Annotated in this window: 22 protein-coding genes and 1 tRNA gene; 13 read left to right on the top strand and 10 right to left on the bottom strand. The window is 68.8% G+C overall.

The features are described from left to right. Positions 1–31: 31 nt before the first annotated feature. Complete coding sequence (gene lptM, locus ACREEF_RS04245; RefSeq protein WP_431564364.1) at positions 32–253, bottom strand: LPS translocon maturation chaperone LptM; 222 nt, start codon at positions 251–253, stop codon at positions 32–34. Further along, on the bottom strand, positions 250–1,653 hold the full coding sequence (gene argH, locus ACREEF_RS04240; protein ID WP_431564363.1) for an argininosuccinate lyase: 1,404 nt from the start codon (positions 1,651–1,653) through the stop codon (positions 250–252). The genes lptM and argH overlap by 4 nt, the downstream gene beginning before the upstream one ends. Between argH and ACREEF_RS04235 the strand changes: the two genes are divergently transcribed. Then, entirely contained in the window at positions 1,652–2,257 is a 606-nt protein-coding gene (locus ACREEF_RS04235) for a TlpA family protein disulfide reductase (protein ID WP_431564362.1), read from the top strand. The two genes, argH and ACREEF_RS04235, sit on opposite strands and share 2 nt — an antisense overlap. 18 nt (positions 2,258–2,275) lie before the next feature. Here ACREEF_RS04235 and ACREEF_RS04230 read toward each other — a convergent pair whose 3' ends face one another. Next, entirely contained in the window at positions 2,276–3,559 is a 1,284-nt protein-coding gene (locus tag ACREEF_RS04230; protein ID WP_431564361.1) for a hypothetical protein, read from the bottom strand. A 148-nt stretch (positions 3,560–3,707) separates the two neighbouring features. On the opposite strand from ACREEF_RS04230, the gene ACREEF_RS04225 reads away from it, so the two are divergent. The 8 genes from ACREEF_RS04225 (at position 3,708) to truA (ending at position 8,445) form a co-directional block, all read left to right on the top strand. Then, a tRNA-Arg gene (locus ACREEF_RS04225) sits at positions 3,708–3,784 on the top strand. Positions 3,785–3,837: 53 nt separating this feature from the next. After that, on the top strand, positions 3,838–5,001 hold the full coding sequence (locus ACREEF_RS04220) for a patatin-like phospholipase family protein (RefSeq protein WP_431564360.1): 1,164 nt from the start codon (positions 3,838–3,840) through the stop codon (positions 4,999–5,001). Positions 5,002–5,162: 161 nt separating this feature from the next. Further along, the gene (locus ACREEF_RS04215; RefSeq protein ID WP_431564404.1) at positions 5,163–5,519 is read left to right on the top strand and encodes an acyl-CoA thioesterase; all 357 of its coding nucleotides are present in this window, start codon (positions 5,163–5,165) and stop codon (positions 5,517–5,519) included. A gap of 48 nt (positions 5,520–5,567) precedes the next feature. Further along, complete coding sequence (locus tag ACREEF_RS04210; protein WP_431564359.1) at positions 5,568–5,840, top strand: hypothetical protein; 273 nt, start codon at positions 5,568–5,570, stop codon at positions 5,838–5,840. Between the two features lie 72 nt (positions 5,841–5,912). After that, on the top strand, positions 5,913–6,485 hold the full coding sequence (gene def, locus ACREEF_RS04205) for a peptide deformylase (protein WP_431564358.1): 573 nt from the start codon (positions 5,913–5,915) through the stop codon (positions 6,483–6,485). Beyond that, a complete protein-coding gene (locus ACREEF_RS04200; protein WP_431564357.1) occupies positions 6,485–6,700 on the top strand; it encodes a hypothetical protein in 216 nt (71 codons plus the stop codon). The genes def and ACREEF_RS04200 overlap by 1 nt, the downstream gene beginning before the upstream one ends. Positions 6,701–6,727: 27 nt before the next feature. Then, positions 6,728–7,696, top strand: a complete 969-nt coding sequence (gene fmt, locus ACREEF_RS04195) for a methionyl-tRNA formyltransferase (protein WP_431564356.1) — start codon at positions 6,728–6,730, stop codon at positions 7,694–7,696. Continuing rightward, the gene (gene truA / locus ACREEF_RS04190; protein ID WP_431564355.1) at positions 7,696–8,445 is read left to right on the top strand and encodes a tRNA pseudouridine(38-40) synthase TruA; all 750 of its coding nucleotides are present in this window, start codon (positions 7,696–7,698) and stop codon (positions 8,443–8,445) included. Before fmt ends, truA begins: the two co-directional genes overlap by 1 nt. Here truA and ACREEF_RS04185 read toward each other — a convergent pair. Continuing rightward, positions 8,442–8,846, bottom strand: a complete 405-nt coding sequence (locus ACREEF_RS04185; RefSeq protein WP_431564354.1) for a YidB family protein — start codon at positions 8,844–8,846, stop codon at positions 8,442–8,444. The genes truA and ACREEF_RS04185 overlap by 4 nt on opposite strands. A gap of 94 nt (positions 8,847–8,940) precedes the next feature. Continuing rightward, the gene (locus ACREEF_RS04180) at positions 8,941–9,078 is read right to left on the bottom strand and encodes an entericidin A/B family lipoprotein (RefSeq protein WP_431564353.1); all 138 of its coding nucleotides are present in this window, start codon (positions 9,076–9,078) and stop codon (positions 8,941–8,943) included. 97 nt (positions 9,079–9,175) lie between these two features. On the opposite strand from ACREEF_RS04180, the gene ACREEF_RS04175 reads away from it, so the two are divergent. The 4 genes from ACREEF_RS04175 (at position 9,176) to rplS (ending at position 14,163) form a co-directional block, all read left to right on the top strand. Beyond that, positions 9,176–10,840, top strand: coding sequence for a thiamine pyrophosphate-binding protein (locus ACREEF_RS04175; protein WP_431564352.1), 1,665 nt, complete (start codon positions 9,176–9,178; stop codon positions 10,838–10,840). Positions 10,841–11,090: 250 nt separating this feature from the next. Beyond that, positions 11,091–12,932: a DUF885 domain-containing protein gene (locus ACREEF_RS04170; RefSeq protein WP_431564351.1), complete on the top strand. Its 1,842-nt coding sequence runs from the start codon at positions 11,091–11,093 to the stop codon at positions 12,930–12,932. Between the two features lie 38 nt (positions 12,933–12,970). Then, a complete protein-coding gene (trmD, locus tag ACREEF_RS04165) occupies positions 12,971–13,738 on the top strand; it encodes a tRNA (guanosine(37)-N1)-methyltransferase TrmD (RefSeq protein WP_431564350.1) in 768 nt (255 codons plus the stop codon). A gap of 2 nt (positions 13,739–13,740) precedes the next feature. Continuing rightward, complete coding sequence (gene rplS, locus ACREEF_RS04160; protein WP_431564349.1) at positions 13,741–14,163, top strand: 50S ribosomal protein L19; 423 nt, start codon at positions 13,741–13,743, stop codon at positions 14,161–14,163. A 235-nt stretch (positions 14,164–14,398) separates the two neighbouring features. On the opposite strand, the gene ACREEF_RS04155 is transcribed toward rplS, so the two are convergent. The 5 genes from ACREEF_RS04155 to ACREEF_RS04135 all read right to left on the bottom strand — a co-directional run. After that, positions 14,399–14,884, bottom strand: a complete 486-nt coding sequence (locus ACREEF_RS04155) for a PA2169 family four-helix-bundle protein (RefSeq protein WP_431564348.1) — start codon at positions 14,882–14,884, stop codon at positions 14,399–14,401. 61 nt (positions 14,885–14,945) lie between these two features. After that, positions 14,946–15,806 carry a tryptophan 2,3-dioxygenase gene (locus ACREEF_RS04150; protein ID WP_431564347.1) on the bottom strand — a complete coding sequence of 287 codons (861 nt, stop codon included), beginning with the start codon at positions 15,804–15,806 and terminating at the stop codon, positions 14,946–14,948. A 26-nt stretch (positions 15,807–15,832) separates the two neighbouring features. Then, positions 15,833–16,795: a magnesium transporter CorA family protein gene (locus ACREEF_RS04145; RefSeq protein ID WP_431564346.1), complete on the bottom strand. Its 963-nt coding sequence runs from the start codon at positions 16,793–16,795 to the stop codon at positions 15,833–15,835. Between the two features lie 18 nt (positions 16,796–16,813). Beyond that, a complete protein-coding gene (locus ACREEF_RS04140) occupies positions 16,814–17,341 on the bottom strand; it encodes a CHAP domain-containing protein (RefSeq protein ID WP_431564345.1) in 528 nt (175 codons plus the stop codon). A gap of 34 nt (positions 17,342–17,375) precedes the next feature. After that, positions 17,376–18,225 (bottom strand): acyltransferase family protein (locus tag ACREEF_RS04135; protein WP_431564344.1); only part of this gene is annotated, 850 nt, incomplete at its 5' end.

The raw sequence follows: 18,225 nt of genomic DNA, 5'->3' as shown, positions 1-18,225 counted from the left end.
GGCGGGGAGTCCAGTCTGGAGGGAGGCGAGGTTAGGCCATCGGCGGCTTGCTGAATGGGTCCGAAGCGCCGCTGTCGATGGGGTTCTGGCTGGCCGGGCGGTTCATGGTCGCCGGTTCAGGCAGGGTCTTGGCGTTCTTGTCGCGCGGCGCGCGCTCGGTCTGGACGGCGCCGGGCGCTTCCAGATCAGCCATGCGGCCGCAAGCCGACAGCAGGAGGGCGGCGGCGCCCGCGAGGATCAGGGTCTTTTTCACAGGCGGCTTCTCCAGTCGGCGATGCGGGCGCGGACCTGTTCCGGCGCCGTGCCGCCGAAGCTCTGGCGGCTGGCGCAGGAGGCTTCCGGCGTCAGGACTTCATACACGCCTTCGGTGATCCGGCCATCCAGAGCCTGAAGCTCCGTCAGCGGCAGATCGCCCAGACCGACGCCGAGCGCCTCGGCCCGCTTCACGGCGGCGCCGGTGACGTGGTGCGCCTTGCGGAAGGGCAGGTTCAGCTCGCGCACCAGCCAGTCGGCCAGGTCGGTGGCGGTCGAGAAACCGGCGCCGGCGGCGGCGGCCATGCGCGGCGTGTTGGGGATGATGGCGGCGATCATGGCGGTCATGGCGGTCAGCGCCAGATCCAGGGCGTCGAAGGCCTCGAACACCGGCGGCTTGTCCTCCTGCATGTCCTTGGAATAGGCCAGCGGCAGGCCCTTCATCACAGTGGTCAGGGCGATCAGGGCGCCGTTGATGCGGCCCGTCTTGGCGCGCACCAGCTCGGCGGCGTCGGGGTTGCGCTTCTGCGGCATGATGGACGAGCCAGTGGTCAGGTCGTCGGGCAGGGAGGCGAAGCCGAACATCGGCGTCATCCACACCACGATCTCCTCGGCCAGACGCGACAGGTGGCCCGCCGCGATCGAGGCGGCGGCCAGGCTTTCCAGCGCGAAGTCGCGGTCCGACACGGCGTCGAGGCTGTTGGCCATCGGACGGTCGAAGCCGAGCGCCGCCGCCGTCATGTGGCGGTCGATGGGGAAGGGCGATCCGGCCAGGGCCGCGGCGCCCAGCGGGTTCTCGTTCATCCGCGCGCGGGCGTCACTGAAGCGGCTGGCGTCGCGGCCGAACATCTCGACATAGGCCATCAGGTGGTGGCCGAAGGTCACCGGCTGGGCCGTCTGCAAATGGGTGAAGCCGGGCATCAGGTCGCCCGCGTGCTGTTCCGCCCGGTCCAGCAGGGCGGCTTGCAGGTCCTTCAGTTGCGCCACGGTGCGGTCGCAGGCGTCGCGCACCCACAGGCGGAAGTCCGTCGCCACCTGGTCGTTGCGGCTGCGCGCCGTGTGCAGACGCCCCGACGGCTCGCCGATCAGCTCCGACAGGCGGGCCTCGACGTTCATGTGGATGTCTTCATAGGCGTCGCGGAAGGGGAAGGTCCCGCCCGTGATCTCGCCCTCGATGACGTCCAGTCCGCCCAGGATGGCCTCGGCGTCGGCGGCGGCGATGATGCCCTGCTGGGCCAGCATGCGGCAATGCGCCCGCGACCCGGCCAGATCCTGCGCCCACAGGCGTTTGTCGACGCCGATGGAGACGTTGATGGCCTGCATGATGTCTGCGGGCTTGGCGCTGAAGCGCCCGCCCCATAGAGACTGGCCTTGAGGGGTGTTGGAAGGCGTGTCGGACATGAGCGGCTCTAAACGGACTTTGGCGGGCGTGGCGACGGCGTTGCTGCTGATCGGCGTGATCGGCGGCGCGGCGATGCTATACGCCAATCGCGACGGCGGGGGCAAAGAGTCCGCGTCATCGGCCCTGTCCGCCTATGCGAAAGGCTCGCTGGCGAAGCTCCAGACGCCGGCTCCGACGCCCGCGCCCGACTACGTCTTCAAGGACGCCGAGGGCCGCGACGTGCGCTTTGCCGACTTCAAGGGCAGGGTGGCGGTGGTCAACCTGTGGGCCACCTGGTGCGCCCCCTGCAAGATCGAGATGCCGACCCTGGCGGCCCTGGCCGAGCACTACAAGGGCCGCGACGACGTCGCCGTGGTGACGATCAGCATGGACGTGGACAAGGCCGTGCCCGAGGCCCGCGCCTTCATCGCCGACCACCCGCCTCTGGCCTATTACGCCGATCCGAAATTCCAGCTGCCGTTCGAGTTCCCCGGCAAGGGGGCCATGCCCCAGACCATCCTGCTGGACCGCCAGGGCCATGTCCGCGCCGTCCTGACCGGCGAAGCCGACTGGTCAAGCGCCGAAGCCAGGGCGCTGGTGGAGGCCTTGCTGGCGGAGGGCTGAAGGGAGGGTGTGGCGCTCCTAGTCCAGATCGACCGGAAGGGTCTGGCTGGCCAGCAGCCGCTCCGTCGTGGCCCAGTGATCCGGCCCCTGACCCTCAACCCAGGCCTGCACCATGTCGCGGCCCAGGCCGTAGTTGATGATGTAGCTGCGGTAGGTGTCGATGAAGTTCAGCCGCTGCGCCGCCCGGTCGCGCGCCACCAGATTGTATTTCTGCAGCTGGTCCAGCGCCGTCTCGCGGTCGATGCGCCCGGCCAGATAGGCGTCGGCCACGGTGTATTCGGCCCGGCCCAGCTGGCGCGTCAGGGCCAGCAGCTGAGTCTGGGCCTCGGCCGTCGCTGGGTCCAGCCCGGCCAGAGGATAGAGGACGCGCTGCTCGAACTCGGTGCGCTCATGGCCGGGGAAGGCCAGGTCGATGCCGTAGTTGGCGCTGCCCTCGGCGATGAAGGACATGGGGCTGAACAGGGGGTAGACGCTCATCTCCACCCAGCCCTTCTGCTTGACGAAGGTCTGTTCCAGCAGGGCGTTATAGACGTGGTGGCCGGGATAGCCCTCGTGGCAGCCCAGATCGACGGCGCGGTCGATATAGATGGGCAGGTCGGTGTTGACCTGGATCAGGCTGAAGGCGTTGCCCTTGTACCAGTTGTAGCCCGACCACGGCTTGTCGTTGACGAACTCCAGGGTGAAGGTCTCGCCGGCGGGCAGGGTCATGCGCCGCTCGGTGCGCGCCTTGCACTCGTTGATGGCGGCCCGCATCACCGGCTCCAGCCGCTCCTTGGGAATGACGTAGCGGGCGCGAAACGCCGCGACCCGGTCGGCCAGCGGCCCCTCGCCGGGGACCAGGGCGTCGATGCGCGCCAGCACCGGATCGTAGCTCGACAGCGGGCGCAGTTCCGGCCGCACGCCGAACTGGGCCTCGGCCTCGTCGGCGAAGCTCATCTTCTCGCCTTGCAGCATCCGCAGCCGCGCCGAGGCCGCCGAGACGTGGGCCGACAGATAGGCGCGGCGCTGCAGGCTCTGCGCGTCCAGACCCGCCGTCGGCAGGGCCTCCAGCCGCCGGCTCAGGGCGGCGGCGCCCTCGGCCAGCTGGGGCAGGGCGCGCGGGTTGGCCTTGGCCGCCTCGGCCCATTCGGCCGGGCCGTAATAGGCGTCGACATAGCCCGGCTCGCGCTCGCCGATCTCCAGCGTCAGGGCGACATAGTCGCGCGCCACCGCGTCCAGGCTGTCGGGCGCCGCCTTCGGCGTCGCGGCGCAGGCGGTCAGCAGGGCGGCGGCCGTCAGGGCGGCGATGGTGGCGATACGCATGGAAACTCCCTCTCTCCGGCCGCGACGCTAGGCGTTTGCGGCCCGCACGCCAAGTCGCCCACGGTAAGACATCGCCGCCGGGATTTCAGGGATTGAGGCCGCCCGGCCCATGCTGTAAGCACCGCCGTCCGGCTCTAGAGCCGCAGACGCACCCGTAGCTCAGCTGGATAGAGTGCTGCCCTCCGAAGGCAGAGGTCACAGGTTCGAATCCTGTCGGGTGCGCCATCTCCTCCTGATCGTCATTTGACCCAAACGGCGTCGCGGCCGATGAAAGCCGTGTGAGCGATCCCCTCCTTCCCCTCCGACGCGCCGCCGCCCCCAGAGGCCGACTGCCCGCGCCCGCTCCGGGCATGGGGCGGATGGAGGGCTTTTCCGACATTCGGCTGAGCGTCGAACAGGCCGAGGCCTCGCTGGAGGCGGCGGCGGATCGGCTGTCGCTGCCGCGGTCGGGCTGGTCGTCGCAGCGGTTCGACATGCTGGCCGTTTCCGGCGGCGCGGCGGGCGGCGCCTACGGGGCTGGGGCCTTGGTCGGTCTGACCGAGGCGGGGGCGCGGCCCGAGTTCGCCCTGGTCACCGGGGTCAGCACCGGAGCGCTGATCGCGCCCTTCGCCTTTCTGGGATCGGCCTGGGACGAGCGGCTGGCCGACGCCTATACCGGGGGTCATGCCGCCGATCTGCTGAGCCTGCGCCGCCTGGCCTCCAGCTTCACCGGCGGCCTGTTCCAGGGAGAGGCGCTGGACGCCCTGATCCATCCCTTCGTGGACGAGGCCCTGATCGACGCCGTGGCGGCCGAGCATGCGCGCGGGCGGCGATTGCTGGTGGCGACGACCGATCTGGACAGCCAGAGCGCCTGCATCTGGGACATGGGGGCCATCGCCGCCCACGGCGGCGATCGGGCCGTGGCCCTGTTCCGCGAGGTTCTGGCCGCCTCCGCCAGCCTGCCGGGCCTGTTTCCGCCGCGTCGCTTCCCCTGCGAGGTCGACGGGGGGCGGTTCGAGGAGATGCACGTCGACGGCGGGGTCGCGGCCCCGCTCTTCCTGATGCCTGAAGGCCTGCTGCGCTGGAACCGGCTGGGGCGGCGGCTGCACCGGGGGCGGGTGCACGTCCTAGTCAATACGGTGCTGGAGCCCGCGCCGCGCACCACGGCGCCCAATGTGGCGGCGGTGTTAAGCCGCAGCTTCGAGGCCATGTTGCGGTTCTCCTATCGTCAGGCCCTGGGGACGGCGACGACCTTTTGCGCGGGCCACGGCCTGCCGATCAGCGTCGCCTCCATCCCCGAGGCGCCGGACCTGGGCGGCATGCTGAGCTTCGATACGGCGACGATGAAGCGGCTGTTCGACACGGCGCGCGAGCGGGCGCGGGCGGGCGAGTTGTGGCGCTCGCCGGCGCCTGCGCCGCAGGGGCTTCAGGGCCTGATGGATCGGTTGCGCCCGCGCGGATAAGGGGGTGGATAGCGGTTGCGGCCTTGCCTGACCGGCGCGTCGAGGCGCATGGAAGGGGCTTCCTCCCCAAAGACTTCCAAGGCCCTATCGTGTCCGACGCCGAACAGACCCCCGCTCCCGTCCTTGTGCCCGAAGGCCAGCCCGTCGGCCGCGTCATCGCCATGCCCGCCGACACCAACCCCGAGGGCGATATCTTCGGCGGCTGGCTGCTGGCCCAGATGGACCTCGCCGGCGCTACGCCGGCCTTCGAGCGCGCCAACGGCCGCTGCGCCACCGTGGCCCTGGACGGCATGGTCTTCCACCAGCCGGTCTCGGTCGGCGACGAGGTGTCGATCTACGCCAAGGTCGTCCATACCGGCCGCACCTCGATCCGCGTCCATGTCGAGGCGTGGAAGCGTTCGCGCGGCCAGCCCGAAGTCCAGTCCGTGCGCGTGACCGAGGGCGTCTTCACCTATGTGGCCATCGATGCTGACCGCAAGCCGCGTCCCTTGCCGCCGGTTCTGGACAGCCAGGCTTAAACATACCAGTGTTCAACCTTCGCCTCGGGGGAGGCTTGGAGGCTGAACATGTGGATTCTGGGGGCTTTTCTGGCGGGCCTGTTCCTGATCTTGCGGGAACTGGTCCCGCTGCTTCAGGCGCAGAGCAGCGGCGTCGTCTACACCAAGGGCCACGCGCGTCGGCGCGTGGCGCGCGCCGATGATCCTGAGCGGTTCCGGGCCCTGTGCCGCGGACGGTTCAAGGCCATGGGGCTGGGCGTCATTATCATCGCCATCGCCCTGGCCTGGCTGGTCGTGAACCTGGTGCTGATGGCGGCGGACGCGGCCTTGCCGGCCGCCTGATCCGGCGCGCAAGACCAAGCGCCGCACTCGGTAATTCTTGACGTTCGAGGCTTCGCACCCTACCTGCGGGCCATGGCTATTCGTCGCATCCTGACCATCGATAACGCCGCCGACCTGGCGATCCTCAAGGCCGTCTCCCCGCCCGTGGAGGGCGGCGTGACTGACGCGCTGCGCGCTCTCATGGATGACATGCTGGAGACCATGTACGCCGCGCCGGGCATTGGTCTGGCCGCCGCCCAGATCGGCGAGCTGAAGCGCGTCGTGGTCATGGACCTGGGCGACAAGGTCGTCGAGGGCCAGCCGGACGAGCCGGAGACCGAAGAAGACGCCCTGGCGCGCCGCAACCCGCGCTACTTCGTCAACCCGGAGGTGGTCTGGGCTTCGGACGAGCTGTTCTCCTACGAGGAGGGCTGCCTGTCGGTGCCGGAGTATTATGACGCCGTCGAGCGCCCGGCCCGCATCCGCGTCCGCTATCTGGATTACACCGGCCAGCAGATCGAGGAAGAGATCGAGGGTCTCTACGCCGTCTGCTTCCAGCACGAACTGGATCACCTGAACGGCGTCCTGTTCATCGACCACCTGTCGCGCCTGCGCCGCGAACGGGCCGTCGCCAAGGTCAAGAAGAACGCAAGGCTCGCCGCCTGATGGCCCGCAAGACCACGATCATCGACCCGCGCGGCCGTCGCCGCATGACCCGCAATCAGAAGGTGGGCGCGGCCAGCCTGGCCACCATCGTCGCCGTCGGCGCCATCGGCGTGGTGGCGGGCCTGCTGCTGGACCGTCTGCTCGACTTCGACGACGCCCTGGATGCGGGCGGCGAGTGGGACGAGGGCGGCGGCGTCTATACGCGCTGGATGTAATCCGCCCCACGGTCTAAAGGCGTGGCCATGCGCCTAGCCTTCATGGGAACCCCCGACTTCGCCGTGCCGTCGCTGGCCGAGTTGATCGCCTCGGGACACGACATCGCCGCCGTCTATTCGCAACCGCCGCGCCCGAAGGGCCGGGGCCAGAAGCTGACGCCGTCGCCGGTGCACGCCTTCGCCGAGGCCATGGGCCTGCCGGTCTTCACGCCCGAGAGCATGAAGGCCGCCGAAGCCATCGACACCTTCAAGAGCCTGGATCTCGACGCCGCCTGCGTCGTCGCCTACGGCCAGATCCTCAAGCCGGAAGTGCTGGAGGCCCCGCGTCTGGGCTGCTTCAACCTGCACGGCTCGCTGCTGCCGCGCTGGCGCGGGGCCGCCCCGATCCAGCGCGCCATCATGGCCGGCGACCGCCAGACGGGCGCCCAGATCATGCGGATGAGCGAGGGCCTGGACGAGGGCGCCATCATCCTGTCCGAGGTCATGGACATCCATGCCGACGACACGGCCGCCAGCCTGACTGAACGCATGGCTCATCTGGGCGCCGCCCTGTGGCCCCGGGCGCTGGCCGCCATCGAACGCGGCGGTTTCACCGAGACCGAACAGACGGGCGAGGCGACCTACGCCAAGAAGATCACCCCCGCCGAGGCCCGCATCGACTGGACCCGTCCCGCCGCCGAGGTGGACGCCCACATCCGCGGCCTGTCGCCCTTCCCGGGGGCCTGGTTCGAGGTTCAAGCCGACGGCGAGCCGGTGCGGATCAAGGCCCTGATGTCGGGGCTGGCCGAGGGGCAGGGGACGCCCGGTCAGGTGCTGGACGACGCCCTGACGGTGGCCTGCGGAACCGGTGCGGTGCGCCTGACCCGCGTGCAGCGCCCCGGCAAGGCGGTGCAGTCGGCGGACGAGATGCTGCGGGGCTTTCCGCTGCCTGTCGGCAGCATTCTTGGTGGGCCGCGGTCAGAAGGCTCCGCCTTCTCGACCCGACGCGGCCTGTAGTGCCCCGCTACCGCTTTACGGTCGAATACGACGGCTCGACCTATAACGGCTTTCAGGCCCAGGCGGGCCAGCCGACGGTGCAGGGCGCGATCGAGGCGGCGGTGACGGCCTTTTCCGGCCAGACCGTGCGCATCGCCGCCGCCGGGCGCACCGACACCGGCGTCCACGCCACGGGCCAGACCTGCCACGTCGATCTGGAGCGGGACTGGCCGGCGCGGACGGTGATGAACGCCCTCAACGCCCATCTGATGAACGAGGCGGTGGCGGTGCTGGACTGCGCCCCCGTCAGCGACGACTGGCACGCCCGCTTCACCGCCAACGGGCGCAAGTATCTGTATCGCATCCTCAACCGGCCCGGCCGTCCGGCGCTGGATCGGGGCCGGGTCTGGCACGTCAAGAAGCCGCTGGACGCCGAGGCCATGCACGCGGCGGCGCAGAGCCTGATCGGCTTGCATGACTTCACCACCTTCCGCGACGCCCAGTGCCAGTCGGCCAGCCCGGTCAAGACGCTGGACGTGGCCCGCGTCAGCCGCGTCGGCGAAGAGGTGCATCTGGTGTTCGAGGCCCGCAGCTTCCTGCACCGTCAGGTGCGCTCGATGGCGGGCAGTCTGGCCGAGGTCGGGCTGGGCCGTTGGGCCGTGTCCGATCTGGCCGACGCCCTGGCCGCCAGGGACCGCGCGCGCTGCGGCCCGGTGGCGCCGTCAGACGGTCTTTATCTGACGGGCGTCACCTATGAGGCCGAAGCCTAGCGCTTGAAGAGGCCGCCCAAGGCGTCGCCGACGCCGCCCGGCAGGTTGTTCAGCAGGCCGCCGAGCATGTCGTCGGCGCCCTCGGCCGAACCGTTCGGGGTCAGTTGGTCGACGGCTTTCGGCAGCAGGCCGGCCAGGGTCTCGCTGGCCTGTTCCGGCGAAATACCCAGCTTGGCGGCGAAATCGGCGATGGGGCCGGAGCCGAGCACCTGGCTGATCTGTTCGGCCGAAATCCCGGCGTTGCCGCCCTTGCCGATCCACGAACCGACCACGTCGCCGAGGCCGTTCTGACCGAATTTCTCGGCCAGCCCGCCGACGCCGCCCTGACCCTTGAGCAGGTCCGACAGGCCGCCCGCGGCGTCTCCGCCCAGGCCGCCCAGCACGTTATCCAGAAGTCCCATGATCGTCCTCCAATGAAGTCGTCAGTCTGACCGAACGACGCTACGCTTTTGTGGCGGTCCTGCAAGGCGCGGGGGGCGTCCCCAGGCGGCAGCCCTAGTTGCGGGCCGAGTTGGAGCTGGAGGTCACGGCCTGGCCGGCGGCTTCCAGATCGCGGCCGACGCCGGCGATGGTGTTGCAGGCGGCGGTGGCCAAGGCGGCGGCGATGACGCCGAGAACGATAAGTTTGCGCATGGGAATTCCCCGAAAAAGTCGATTGAAGGCTTCAACGTGAAGCTTGACCATAAGGTTGCATGGCCAATTCATCCTTCAATCTGCTAACGGCGAAACCATGACGCAAGCTCTCGACACCGCCGCCCGCCGTCTGGTCGACACCCTCGTGATGAACGGGATCGACAAGGTCTTCTGTGTGCCCGGCGAGAGCTATCTCGCCGTGCTCGACGCCCTGGCCGACGTGCGCGACCAGATCGAGGTCATCGTCTGCCGCCACGAAGCCGGCGCCGCCAACATGGCCGAGGCCTATGGCAAGCTGACGGGCAAGCCGGGCGTCTGCATGGTCACGCGCGGACCGGGCGCGACCCACGCCTCGATCGGCGTGCATACGGCGCATCAGGACTCGACGCCGATGATCCTCTTCGTCGGCCAGATCGCCCTGACCGATCGCGGGCGCGGCGCCTTCCAGGAGGTCGACTACCGCGAGGTCTTCGGCGGCCTGGCCAAGTGGGCGACCGAGATCGAAAGCCCCGAGCGCACCGTCGAGATCGTCGAGCGCGCCTTCGCCACCGCCCTGCAGGGCCGCATGGGTCCGGTGGTCGTGGCCCTGCCCGAGAACATCCTGCACGACGATGGCGGCCTGGCGCCGGTGCGCCCCGTGGTCGCCGCCAAGGCCGCGCTGGACCCGGCCTTTGTCGAGCAGGTGAAGGCGCGTCTGGCCAAGGCCGAGCGGCCCATGCTGATCCTCGGCGGCTCCGGCTGGACCGACGCCGCCACCGAGGCGGTCGCCGCCTGGGCCGAGCGGCTGAGCCTGCCGGTCGCCCTGTCCTTCCGCCGCAAGGATTTGATCCGCAACGACCATCCGTCCTACGCCGGCGACGTCGGTCTGGGCGTCAATCCGAAGCTGGTGGCGCGGATCAAGGACGCCGACCTGATCATCGCCGTCGGCGCGCGTCTGGGCGAGAACCCGACCCAGGGCTACACCCTGCTGGATCGCACCAAGACCGCCGAGAGCCTGATCCACATTCATCCGGGCGCGGAAGAACTGGGCCGCGTCTGGGCGCCCGCTCTGGCCGCGACCGCCGACAACTCTCTGGCGGCGCTGGCCCTGTCGAGCATCGACCCGGGCCGGACCTGGGGCGATCTGGCCGCCGCCGCCCATGCCGATTTCATGACCTTCTCCACGCCGATCGCGGTGAACAGCGCGGTCAACATGAGCGAGGTCATCGCCCATCTGGCCGAGGTCCTGCCGGAAGACGCCATCCTGACCAATGGCGCGGGGAACTTCGCCGCCTGGCTGCACCGCTTCCACCGCCATCAGGCCCGCCGCACCCAGCTGGCCCCGACCTCGGGCGCCATGGGCTACGGCTATCCGGCGGCGCTGGGGGCCAAGGTTGTCGAGCCGGCGCGCGAAGTCGTCTGCATCGCCGGCGACGGCGACTTCATGATGAGCGCCAACGAGATGGCCACCGCCGCCCAATACGGCCTCGGCGTCATCGTGGTGGTCGTGGACAACGGCACCTTCGGCACCATCCGCATGCACCAGGAGCGGGAATACCCGACCCGCGTCATCGCCACCGAGCTGAAGAACCCCGACTTCGTCAAATACGCCGAGGCCTTCGACGCCTTCGCCGTGCGCTGCGAGGCGACCGGGGACTTCCCTGCGGCCCTGGCGGCGGCGCGCGAGGCGGCGGCGGGCGGTCGACCGGCCCTGGTCCACCTGATCACCGACGCCGAGCAGATCGCGCCGGGGCGGACGATCACGGACCTGCGCGGGCAATAGGATTGTCCCTCTCCCGGCGGGAGAGGGCTTGAGCCTCGGAGAGCCGCAGGCGATCCGCTAGGCGAAAGGGTGAGGGGCCACAGCTTCCGTCGGCGTCAGCCGTTGCCGCGACGGCTTGCGCCGACTTCAATCGTGAACCCTCATCCGGCCCTGCGGGCCACCTTCTCCCATCGGGAGAAGGGAAGCGCTCTTAGCTTGCGCCCGACGCCGCCTCGGGGAACAGTGCCGCCTCGTCGTTCCGAGGGGTTTCATGCGTCGTTTTCTGATCTCGTCCGTAGCCGTTCTGGCGCTTTGCGCCGTCGCGCCCGCCGCCGTGGCCCAGACCGCCGCGCCCGCCGCCGCAGCGGCCCAGGCGCAAAGCGAGGACGCCCGCCTCGACGCCTTCTTCGAGCAGGCCTTCCAGGAACGCATCGCCCTCAGCCCGCAGCAGATGACCGCGCTGGGTCTCAAGACCGACTACGACAAGCTGGACGACGTCTCCGACGCCGCCGCCGAGCGCGCCCTGGCGCTGCAGGAAGCCCAACTGGCCCGCATGAAGGCCGAGTTCGATCCGACCAAACTCGGCGCCCAGAGCAAGATGTCCTGGCGGCTGTTCGAATACGGCGTGCAGCAGGCGCGCCTGTCGAACCAGTGGCGCGACTGGAACTTCCAGTTCGCCGCCAACAGCAATCCGACCACCAGCCTGCCGGTCTTCCTGATCAACAATCACCGCATCGCCAGCGTCTCGGACGCCGAGGCCTATGTGTCGCGGATCGGCGAGGCCGAGCGCTACATGGGCCAGGTGGCGACGACGCTGAAGGCGCGCGCCGCCGAGGGCGTGGTCTCGCCCCGCTTCGTGTTTGCGCCCTCGATCGAGAACACCCGCGCGGTCATCACCGGCGCGCCCTTCGACAACGGCGCCGACAACCCGGTCTGGGCCGATTTCCAGAAGAAGGTCGGGGCGCTGGACGCGGATCAGGCCACCAAGGACCGGCTGCTGGCCTCGGCCCGCGCCGCCCTGACCGGCCCCTACAAGCGTGGCTTCGACACCGTCCTGACGGCCTTGGCCGAGGTTCAGCCGATGGCCGACAGCGACGCGGGCGTCTGGCGGTTGCCGAACGGCGAGGCCTATTACAACGCCCGCCTGCAGCTCTCGACCACGACCGACCTGACCGCCGACCAGATCCACCAGATCGGTCTGGACGAGGTGGCCCGCATCCAGCGCGAGATGGAGGTCATCAAAACGAAAGTCGGCTTCGACGGCTCGCTGCAGGACTTCTTCGTCTTCCTGAAGACCGATCCGCGCTTCCAGTATCCGAACACGCCGGAGGGCAAGGAGCAGTATCTGACCGACGCCCGGGCCTTCATCGCCCAGGTCATGGCGATCGCGCCGCAGTGGTTCTCCAACCTGCCCAAGGCGGCGCTCGAGGTCCGTGCGGTCGAGCCGTTCCGCGAGGCCACGGCCTCGATCGCCTTCTACAATTCGCCGGCCCCGGACGGCTCGCGGCCCGGCATCTACTACGTCAACCTGTCGGACATGACCCAGGTGCTGAAGCCCCAGATCGAGGGCATCAGCTATCACGAGGGCGCGCCGGGCCATCACTTCCAGATCGCCTATGCCCAGGAGATCGAGGGCCTGCCGCGCTTCCGTCGCTTCGGCGGCTACGGCGCCTACGCCGAGGGCTGGGGCCTCTACGCCGAGCAGCTGGGCAAGGAGATGGGCTTCTATCAGGACCCCTATTCCGACTTCGGCCGCCTCTCGACCGAACTGTGGCGCGCGGTGCGTCTGGTGACGGACACGGGCCTGCACGCCAAGCGGTGGTCGCGTGAGGACGCCATCGCCTATTTCCGCGACAACTCGCTGCTGTCCGAGCGCGACATCGTCAAGGAGGTCGAGCGCTACATCACCAATCCCGGCCAGGCGACCAGCTACAAGATCGGCGAGCTGAAGATCGAGGAGCTGCGCGCCAAGGCCGAGGCGACCCTGGGCGACCGCTTCGACATCAAGGACTTCCACGCGGTGGTCCTCGGTTCCGGCTCGGTGCCGCTGGACGTCCTGGCCGATCAGGTCGACGCCTGGATCGCGGCGGGCGGCGGCAAGCCGGTCGCCTGAGGCTCGCGTTTACGGTCCTAGAGCGGTAAAGGGCCGCCATGCCCTTTACCGCCACCGTCCTGACCATGTTCCCCGAGGCCTTTCCCGGGCCGCTCGGCGTGTCGCTGATCGGCACCGCCTGGCGCGAGAAGGGGCTGTGGAATCTGCAGACGCTGGACATTCGCGCCTTTTCCGAAGATAAGCGCGGCTTCCTGGACGACACCCCCGCGGGTGGCGGCCCTGGAGCCGTGTTGAAAGCGGATGTGGTGGCCCGGGCTTTAGACAGTCTAGAGGGCCCGCCCAACCTTCCGATGAGAAGGCCGCTTTTGTACATGAGCGCACGCGGTCGACCCCTGACGCAGGCGCGAGTGAAGGAATGGGCCAAGGCCGACGGCATCGTCGTGCTTTGCGGTCGTTTCGAGGGGGTGGACCAGCGGGTGCTCGACGCCCGCGGGTTCGAGGAGGTCTCCGTCGGGGACGCGGTGCTCGCCGGTGGCGAGGCGGCGGCCATGGTGGCGATCGAGGCGTGCGTACGACTGATCCCTGGTGTTCTGGGCGCGGCAGACAGCCTGTCGTCCGAGAGCTTCGAGGACGGTCTTCTGGAACACCCGCAGTACACGCGACCGCGGACGTTCGAGGGGCACGACATTCCCGAGGTGCTGCTGTCGGGCGATCACAGGAAGATCGCGCAATGGCGGGAGGCGCAACGGGAAGAGACCACGCGGGAACGGCGCCCGGACCTCTGGGCGGCGCATCTGGCGAAGACGACTGCGGAGCCTGGCTCCGCCAAATCAAAGGCAAAGGGCGCTAAAGCCCGAGGAGAATAGACATGAACATCGTCCAGCAAATCGCTGCCGAAGAAAAAGCCCGCCTGCTCGAAGGCAAGACCATCCCCGACTTCCAACCGGGCGACACCCTGCGCGTCCACGTGAAGATCAAGGAAGGCGAGCGCGAACGCATCCAGGCGTTCGAAGGCGTCTGCATCGCCCGCGACAGCGGCGGGATCAACGAGACCTTCACGGTCCGCAAGATTTCCTTCGGTGAAGGCGTGGAGCGTCGCTTCCCGATCCTGTCGCCGAACATCGACTCCATCGAAGTGAAGCGTCGCGGCGTCGTCCGTCGCGCCAAGCTCTACTACCTGCGCGACCGTCGCGGTAAGTCGGCCCGGATCGCCGAGCGTCAAATCGCTCGCCCGGCCAAGGGCGCTGCCGTTCCGGTCACCGGTTCGGCTGACAAGGGCGACGAGGCTTGATCCCAAGCCCCGGCTCTGCGCTGAAATGATCAAGGCCCCGGCGGAAACGCCGGGGTCTTTTTCATTTTAGGGCGCTATCGCGCGCCGCGCGGCGACGCGCTGCTTGAGCGCATTCTCTTTTGGGGCTATCGCGCGCTGCTTGAGCGAGGTCTTGGGGCGCTATCGCCAGCCGCGCGGCGGCTGGCTGCTAGAGCGCGTATTTTCCTCCCCATGAAGGGGAGGGAGATTTCTCTGTCTACTGCGGATGCAGCGGATTGTCGGCGTCGCGCTGGCCTTCGAGGCTGCGTCGCAGGGCGTGCATTTCGTCGCGGCTGGTCCTGACGGCGGCATAGGCGCGGCGGATGGTTTCCCTGGTCGTGGCCGACAGAGCCTCGTCGGCCAGGGCGTGGTCGAACCGGGCCTGCAGATGGGTTTCGCCGCTTTCCACGGAGCCGACGACTGAGGCCTCGTCCCGCAGCAGGGCGTGTTTGATGTCCATGAAGGCGCGCTGGGCCTTGGCCAGGATGGAGCCTTCGTCCTCGGCATGGCCGCCGAGGCCGCGCACGGTAGCCTGCAGTTCGGACGCGCTCCGGCGCCGTTCTTCGCTGCGACGCTGGAACAACGCGCGATAGCGGGCGTCCTCGGTCTCGGCCGCCGCCTCGGCGTAGCCGTCGGCGCTGTCGATCAGGCCCTCGGCCAGATGGTTCAGAACCTCGATGTCATGACTGTTGGGAGAGTTCACCGGACACCTCCGTGGCTGACGCAGGTGAAACCCGCGCCAGCGGCGAAGGTTGCCCTTCGCCCTACAGCTTGGTGCGCAGCGACCACAGCTCGGGGAAGCAGCGGCGCTTCAGCGTCTCGACCAGATAGCCGACGCCGTCGGTGCCGCCCGTGCCCTGACGCCGGCCGATGATGCGCTCGACCGTCACCACGTGCTTGTGGCGCCAGGTCAGCAGGGCGTCGTCCAGATCGACCAGCTTCTCGGCCAGTTGATACAGCGGCCACCAGCGCTCGGTATCGCGATAGACCTCCAGCCAGGCGGCCTCGACGCCCTCGGACGGCTCATAGGTCTGGCTGACGTCGCGGTTCAGCACCTCGGCCGGGACGGGCAGGCCGGCCAGCGACAGCTGCCGCAGGGCGTCGTCGTAAAGGCTGGGGGCCTCCATGGCCGCCACCAGCGCCGCATGGGCCTCGGGACGCTCGACGTGGAAGCGCAGGAAGCGCGGGTCCTTCAGGCCCAGCATGGTCTCCAGACGACGGAACTGGTCGCTCTGGAAGCCTGAGCTGGCGCCCAGGTCGCCGCGGAATTTCAGATAGTCGGAGGGCGTCATGGTGGCCAGGATGTCCCAGCTCAGGGTCATGACCGCCTGGATGCGGCTGACGCGGGCCAGACTCTTGTAGGCGGGGACCAGATCGCCGGCGCGGATCAGGCTCTGGGCCAGGGCCATCTCGTGCAGGATCTGCTTGAGCCACAGTTCCTTGGTCTGGTGGATGATGACGAACAGCATTTCGTCATGCTGGTCCGAGCGGGGGTGCTGGGCGCTCAGCAGCTCGTCGAGCGACAGATAGCCGGCGTAGGTGATGCCGGTCGGCTCGTGTTTGGCGGTCTCGATGGCCTTGCCACGAATGTCTGGGCCGCGGATGTCGTCAGGGGCGTCGGTCATGGCCGCTGTATCGCTCCTGTCGCGCCTCAGAGCCAGCCCTTCTTCTTGAACCAGGCCAGCGGCAGGACCGCCGCGACCACCATGGCGACCAGGGCGGCGGGATAACCCCAGACCTGCGGCAGTTCCGGCATATGGTCGAAATTCATGCCGTAGATGGAGGCGATCAGCGTCGGCGGCATGAAGGCGACCGCCGCCACCGAGAAGATCTTGATGATCGAGGACTGTTCGATATTGATCAGGCCCAGCGCCGCCGACAGCTGGAAATTGATGCCCGCCGCCACCGACTGATTGTGCACGATCAGGCTTTGGGCGTCGCGAGCCAGGGACTTCAGGTGCTCACGCGCCTCCTTGTCCTTCACCAGCCGGTCGTTCAGGGCGACGAAGGCGAAGACGCGCGACAGGCCGGCCAGGCTCTGTTCGATGCGCGCGTTGGCGATATGGGCGCGGCCCAGTTTGGCGATCAGCTTTTCAAAGCCGACGGACTTCTTGTCGGCGAAGACGTGGCCGGCCACGGCTTCGACCTTCTCGACATTGTGCGACAGCACGTCCGAGGCGCGGTCGATGACCGCCTCCATCAGGTTGAGAAAGACGTCGGCGCCGGACCCGCACAGGTTCGGCTCGCGCGACAGCTTGTCGTCCATGATGGAGAAGGGGCGGGGGTTGAAATAGCGGATGGTGATCAGCGGTCCGCTGGTCAGGACGAAGGTCACGGGGCCGATGGCGGGAATGTCCTCGTCGCCGCGCGCGATCAGGTCGGCGGTGACGAAGCTCGCCCCGTCCTCGCGATAGAGGCGGCTGGAGGCCTCCAGCTCCGACATTTCCTCGCGGGTGGGCAGGGCCAGGTTCACGGCGCGCTCGATCGCCAGCTCCTCGTCGCGCGTCGGCGACAGCAGGTCGATCCACAGCAGATCGGGATCCAGCCGGAGGTCTTGCGGCGACGGCGGCAGCAGCTCGCAGGCCTGGCTGCCGCGGCGATACAGGCGGATCATGGCTTCCGCCTTTCGGGCCTAGTTGCTGCTGCGGGCTTCGGCGGCGCCGGCGGCCATCTGGCGGCCGTTGTCGAAGGCGTCGCGGGCGCCTTTGTAGACAAAGCCGTAGGTCGGATAGACGGTGGTGCCCAGGGCGTTGATCGGGTTGTACCAGACCTTGACCCGGCTCCAGTCGCCCGAGGGGGAGACGTCGACGACGGTGACGTTCTCCTCGACCTTGCCGCGGCTGCCGCCCCAGTTGGCGTGGGTCACGCGGATGACGCGATCGGTCAGGATGTCGGACACGACGGCGACGTGGCCCTTGTCCATCCGGCCGCTGGGCTGGAAGACCAGGACCGAGCCGGTTTCAGGGGCGCGGCCGGTGCGGAACTTGTCGACCGCCTGGCGCCACCAGGTCCAGGCGTCGCCGAACAATTGGATGCCTGAGAACATCCGGGCGAAGGTCACGCACTGCCAGTAGGCGTCGTCGGCCTTGGCCGGCGCCGGGGCGAGGGCGAAGAAACCCAAGGACGCCGCGACGGCGGCGGCTGCGAGCCGTTTCATCATCTGGCGTGCTCCCGACTAAAACGCGGACCAAGCCTTAGCTGATAGTGTCCGAAGGTTGAAGAACCGTTTCGGACTGTTTCGCGGCGTGATCCACAGGCGGGCGCCGTCGCTCGGCCATGCCGCGCAGCGCCTTGCGAGCCGGGCGTTCGATCAGATGATAGGTGACGGCGGCCGCGGCGATCAGGCCGATCACGACCGCCAGCCAGACGAAAAGCGACAGTCGCTTGTCCTCGGCCCCGGTCGCCCGGGCGGCCAGATTGACCGCCAGGATCTGCCACGGCGCGCAGACCATATAGACGGAATAGCTGATCTCGCCGAGATAGACGGCGGGCTTGGAGCCCAGCCAGCCGGCCTTGCCGTCGGGGATGGAGGCCAGGGCCAGGATCAGCAGACCGGCGGCCAGAACCGTGACGGCGTCCCAGGCCAGGACCGAGGCTGAGGCGATCATGACGACGGCGGCGCTCAGGGCCAGCAGCCCGGCGCGGGGCAGGGGCGCACGGCGATAGACGAGGTAGAGGGCGCAGCCGTAGGCGAAGCAGGGAACGATCCTCAGCGCGCCCCAGCGGAAGGTGGCCTCGGTCAGAGGGAAGCCCGCCAGCCGCTCGAACGCCGCACAGAGCCCCATCAGGAAGACCGCCGCCCCCGCCGTCGCCGCCCAGGGGCGCTTGCGCAGCGGCCAGGCGGCCAGGGCGAACAGGGGGAAGGCCAGATAGGCGAACCACTCCGCCGAGATCGACCAGGAGGGGTGGTTCCAGCCCGCCTCGCCGGCGAAGCCCCAGGCGTGGACCATCAGCAGATGGGCGGGCAGGGTCTTCCAGCTCAGGACGCTGCCGTCGATGCTCATCCCCACGGCCACGGCCGCCAGACCCAGGGCCATGACCCCC

The organism is Brevundimonas sp., assembly GCF_050729455.1.
Taxonomy (GTDB): domain Bacteria; phylum Pseudomonadota; class Alphaproteobacteria; order Caulobacterales; family Caulobacteraceae; genus Brevundimonas.
The sequence above is the reverse complement of the archived record's forward strand: the minus strand, read 5'-3'. Positions and strand labels throughout refer to the sequence as shown.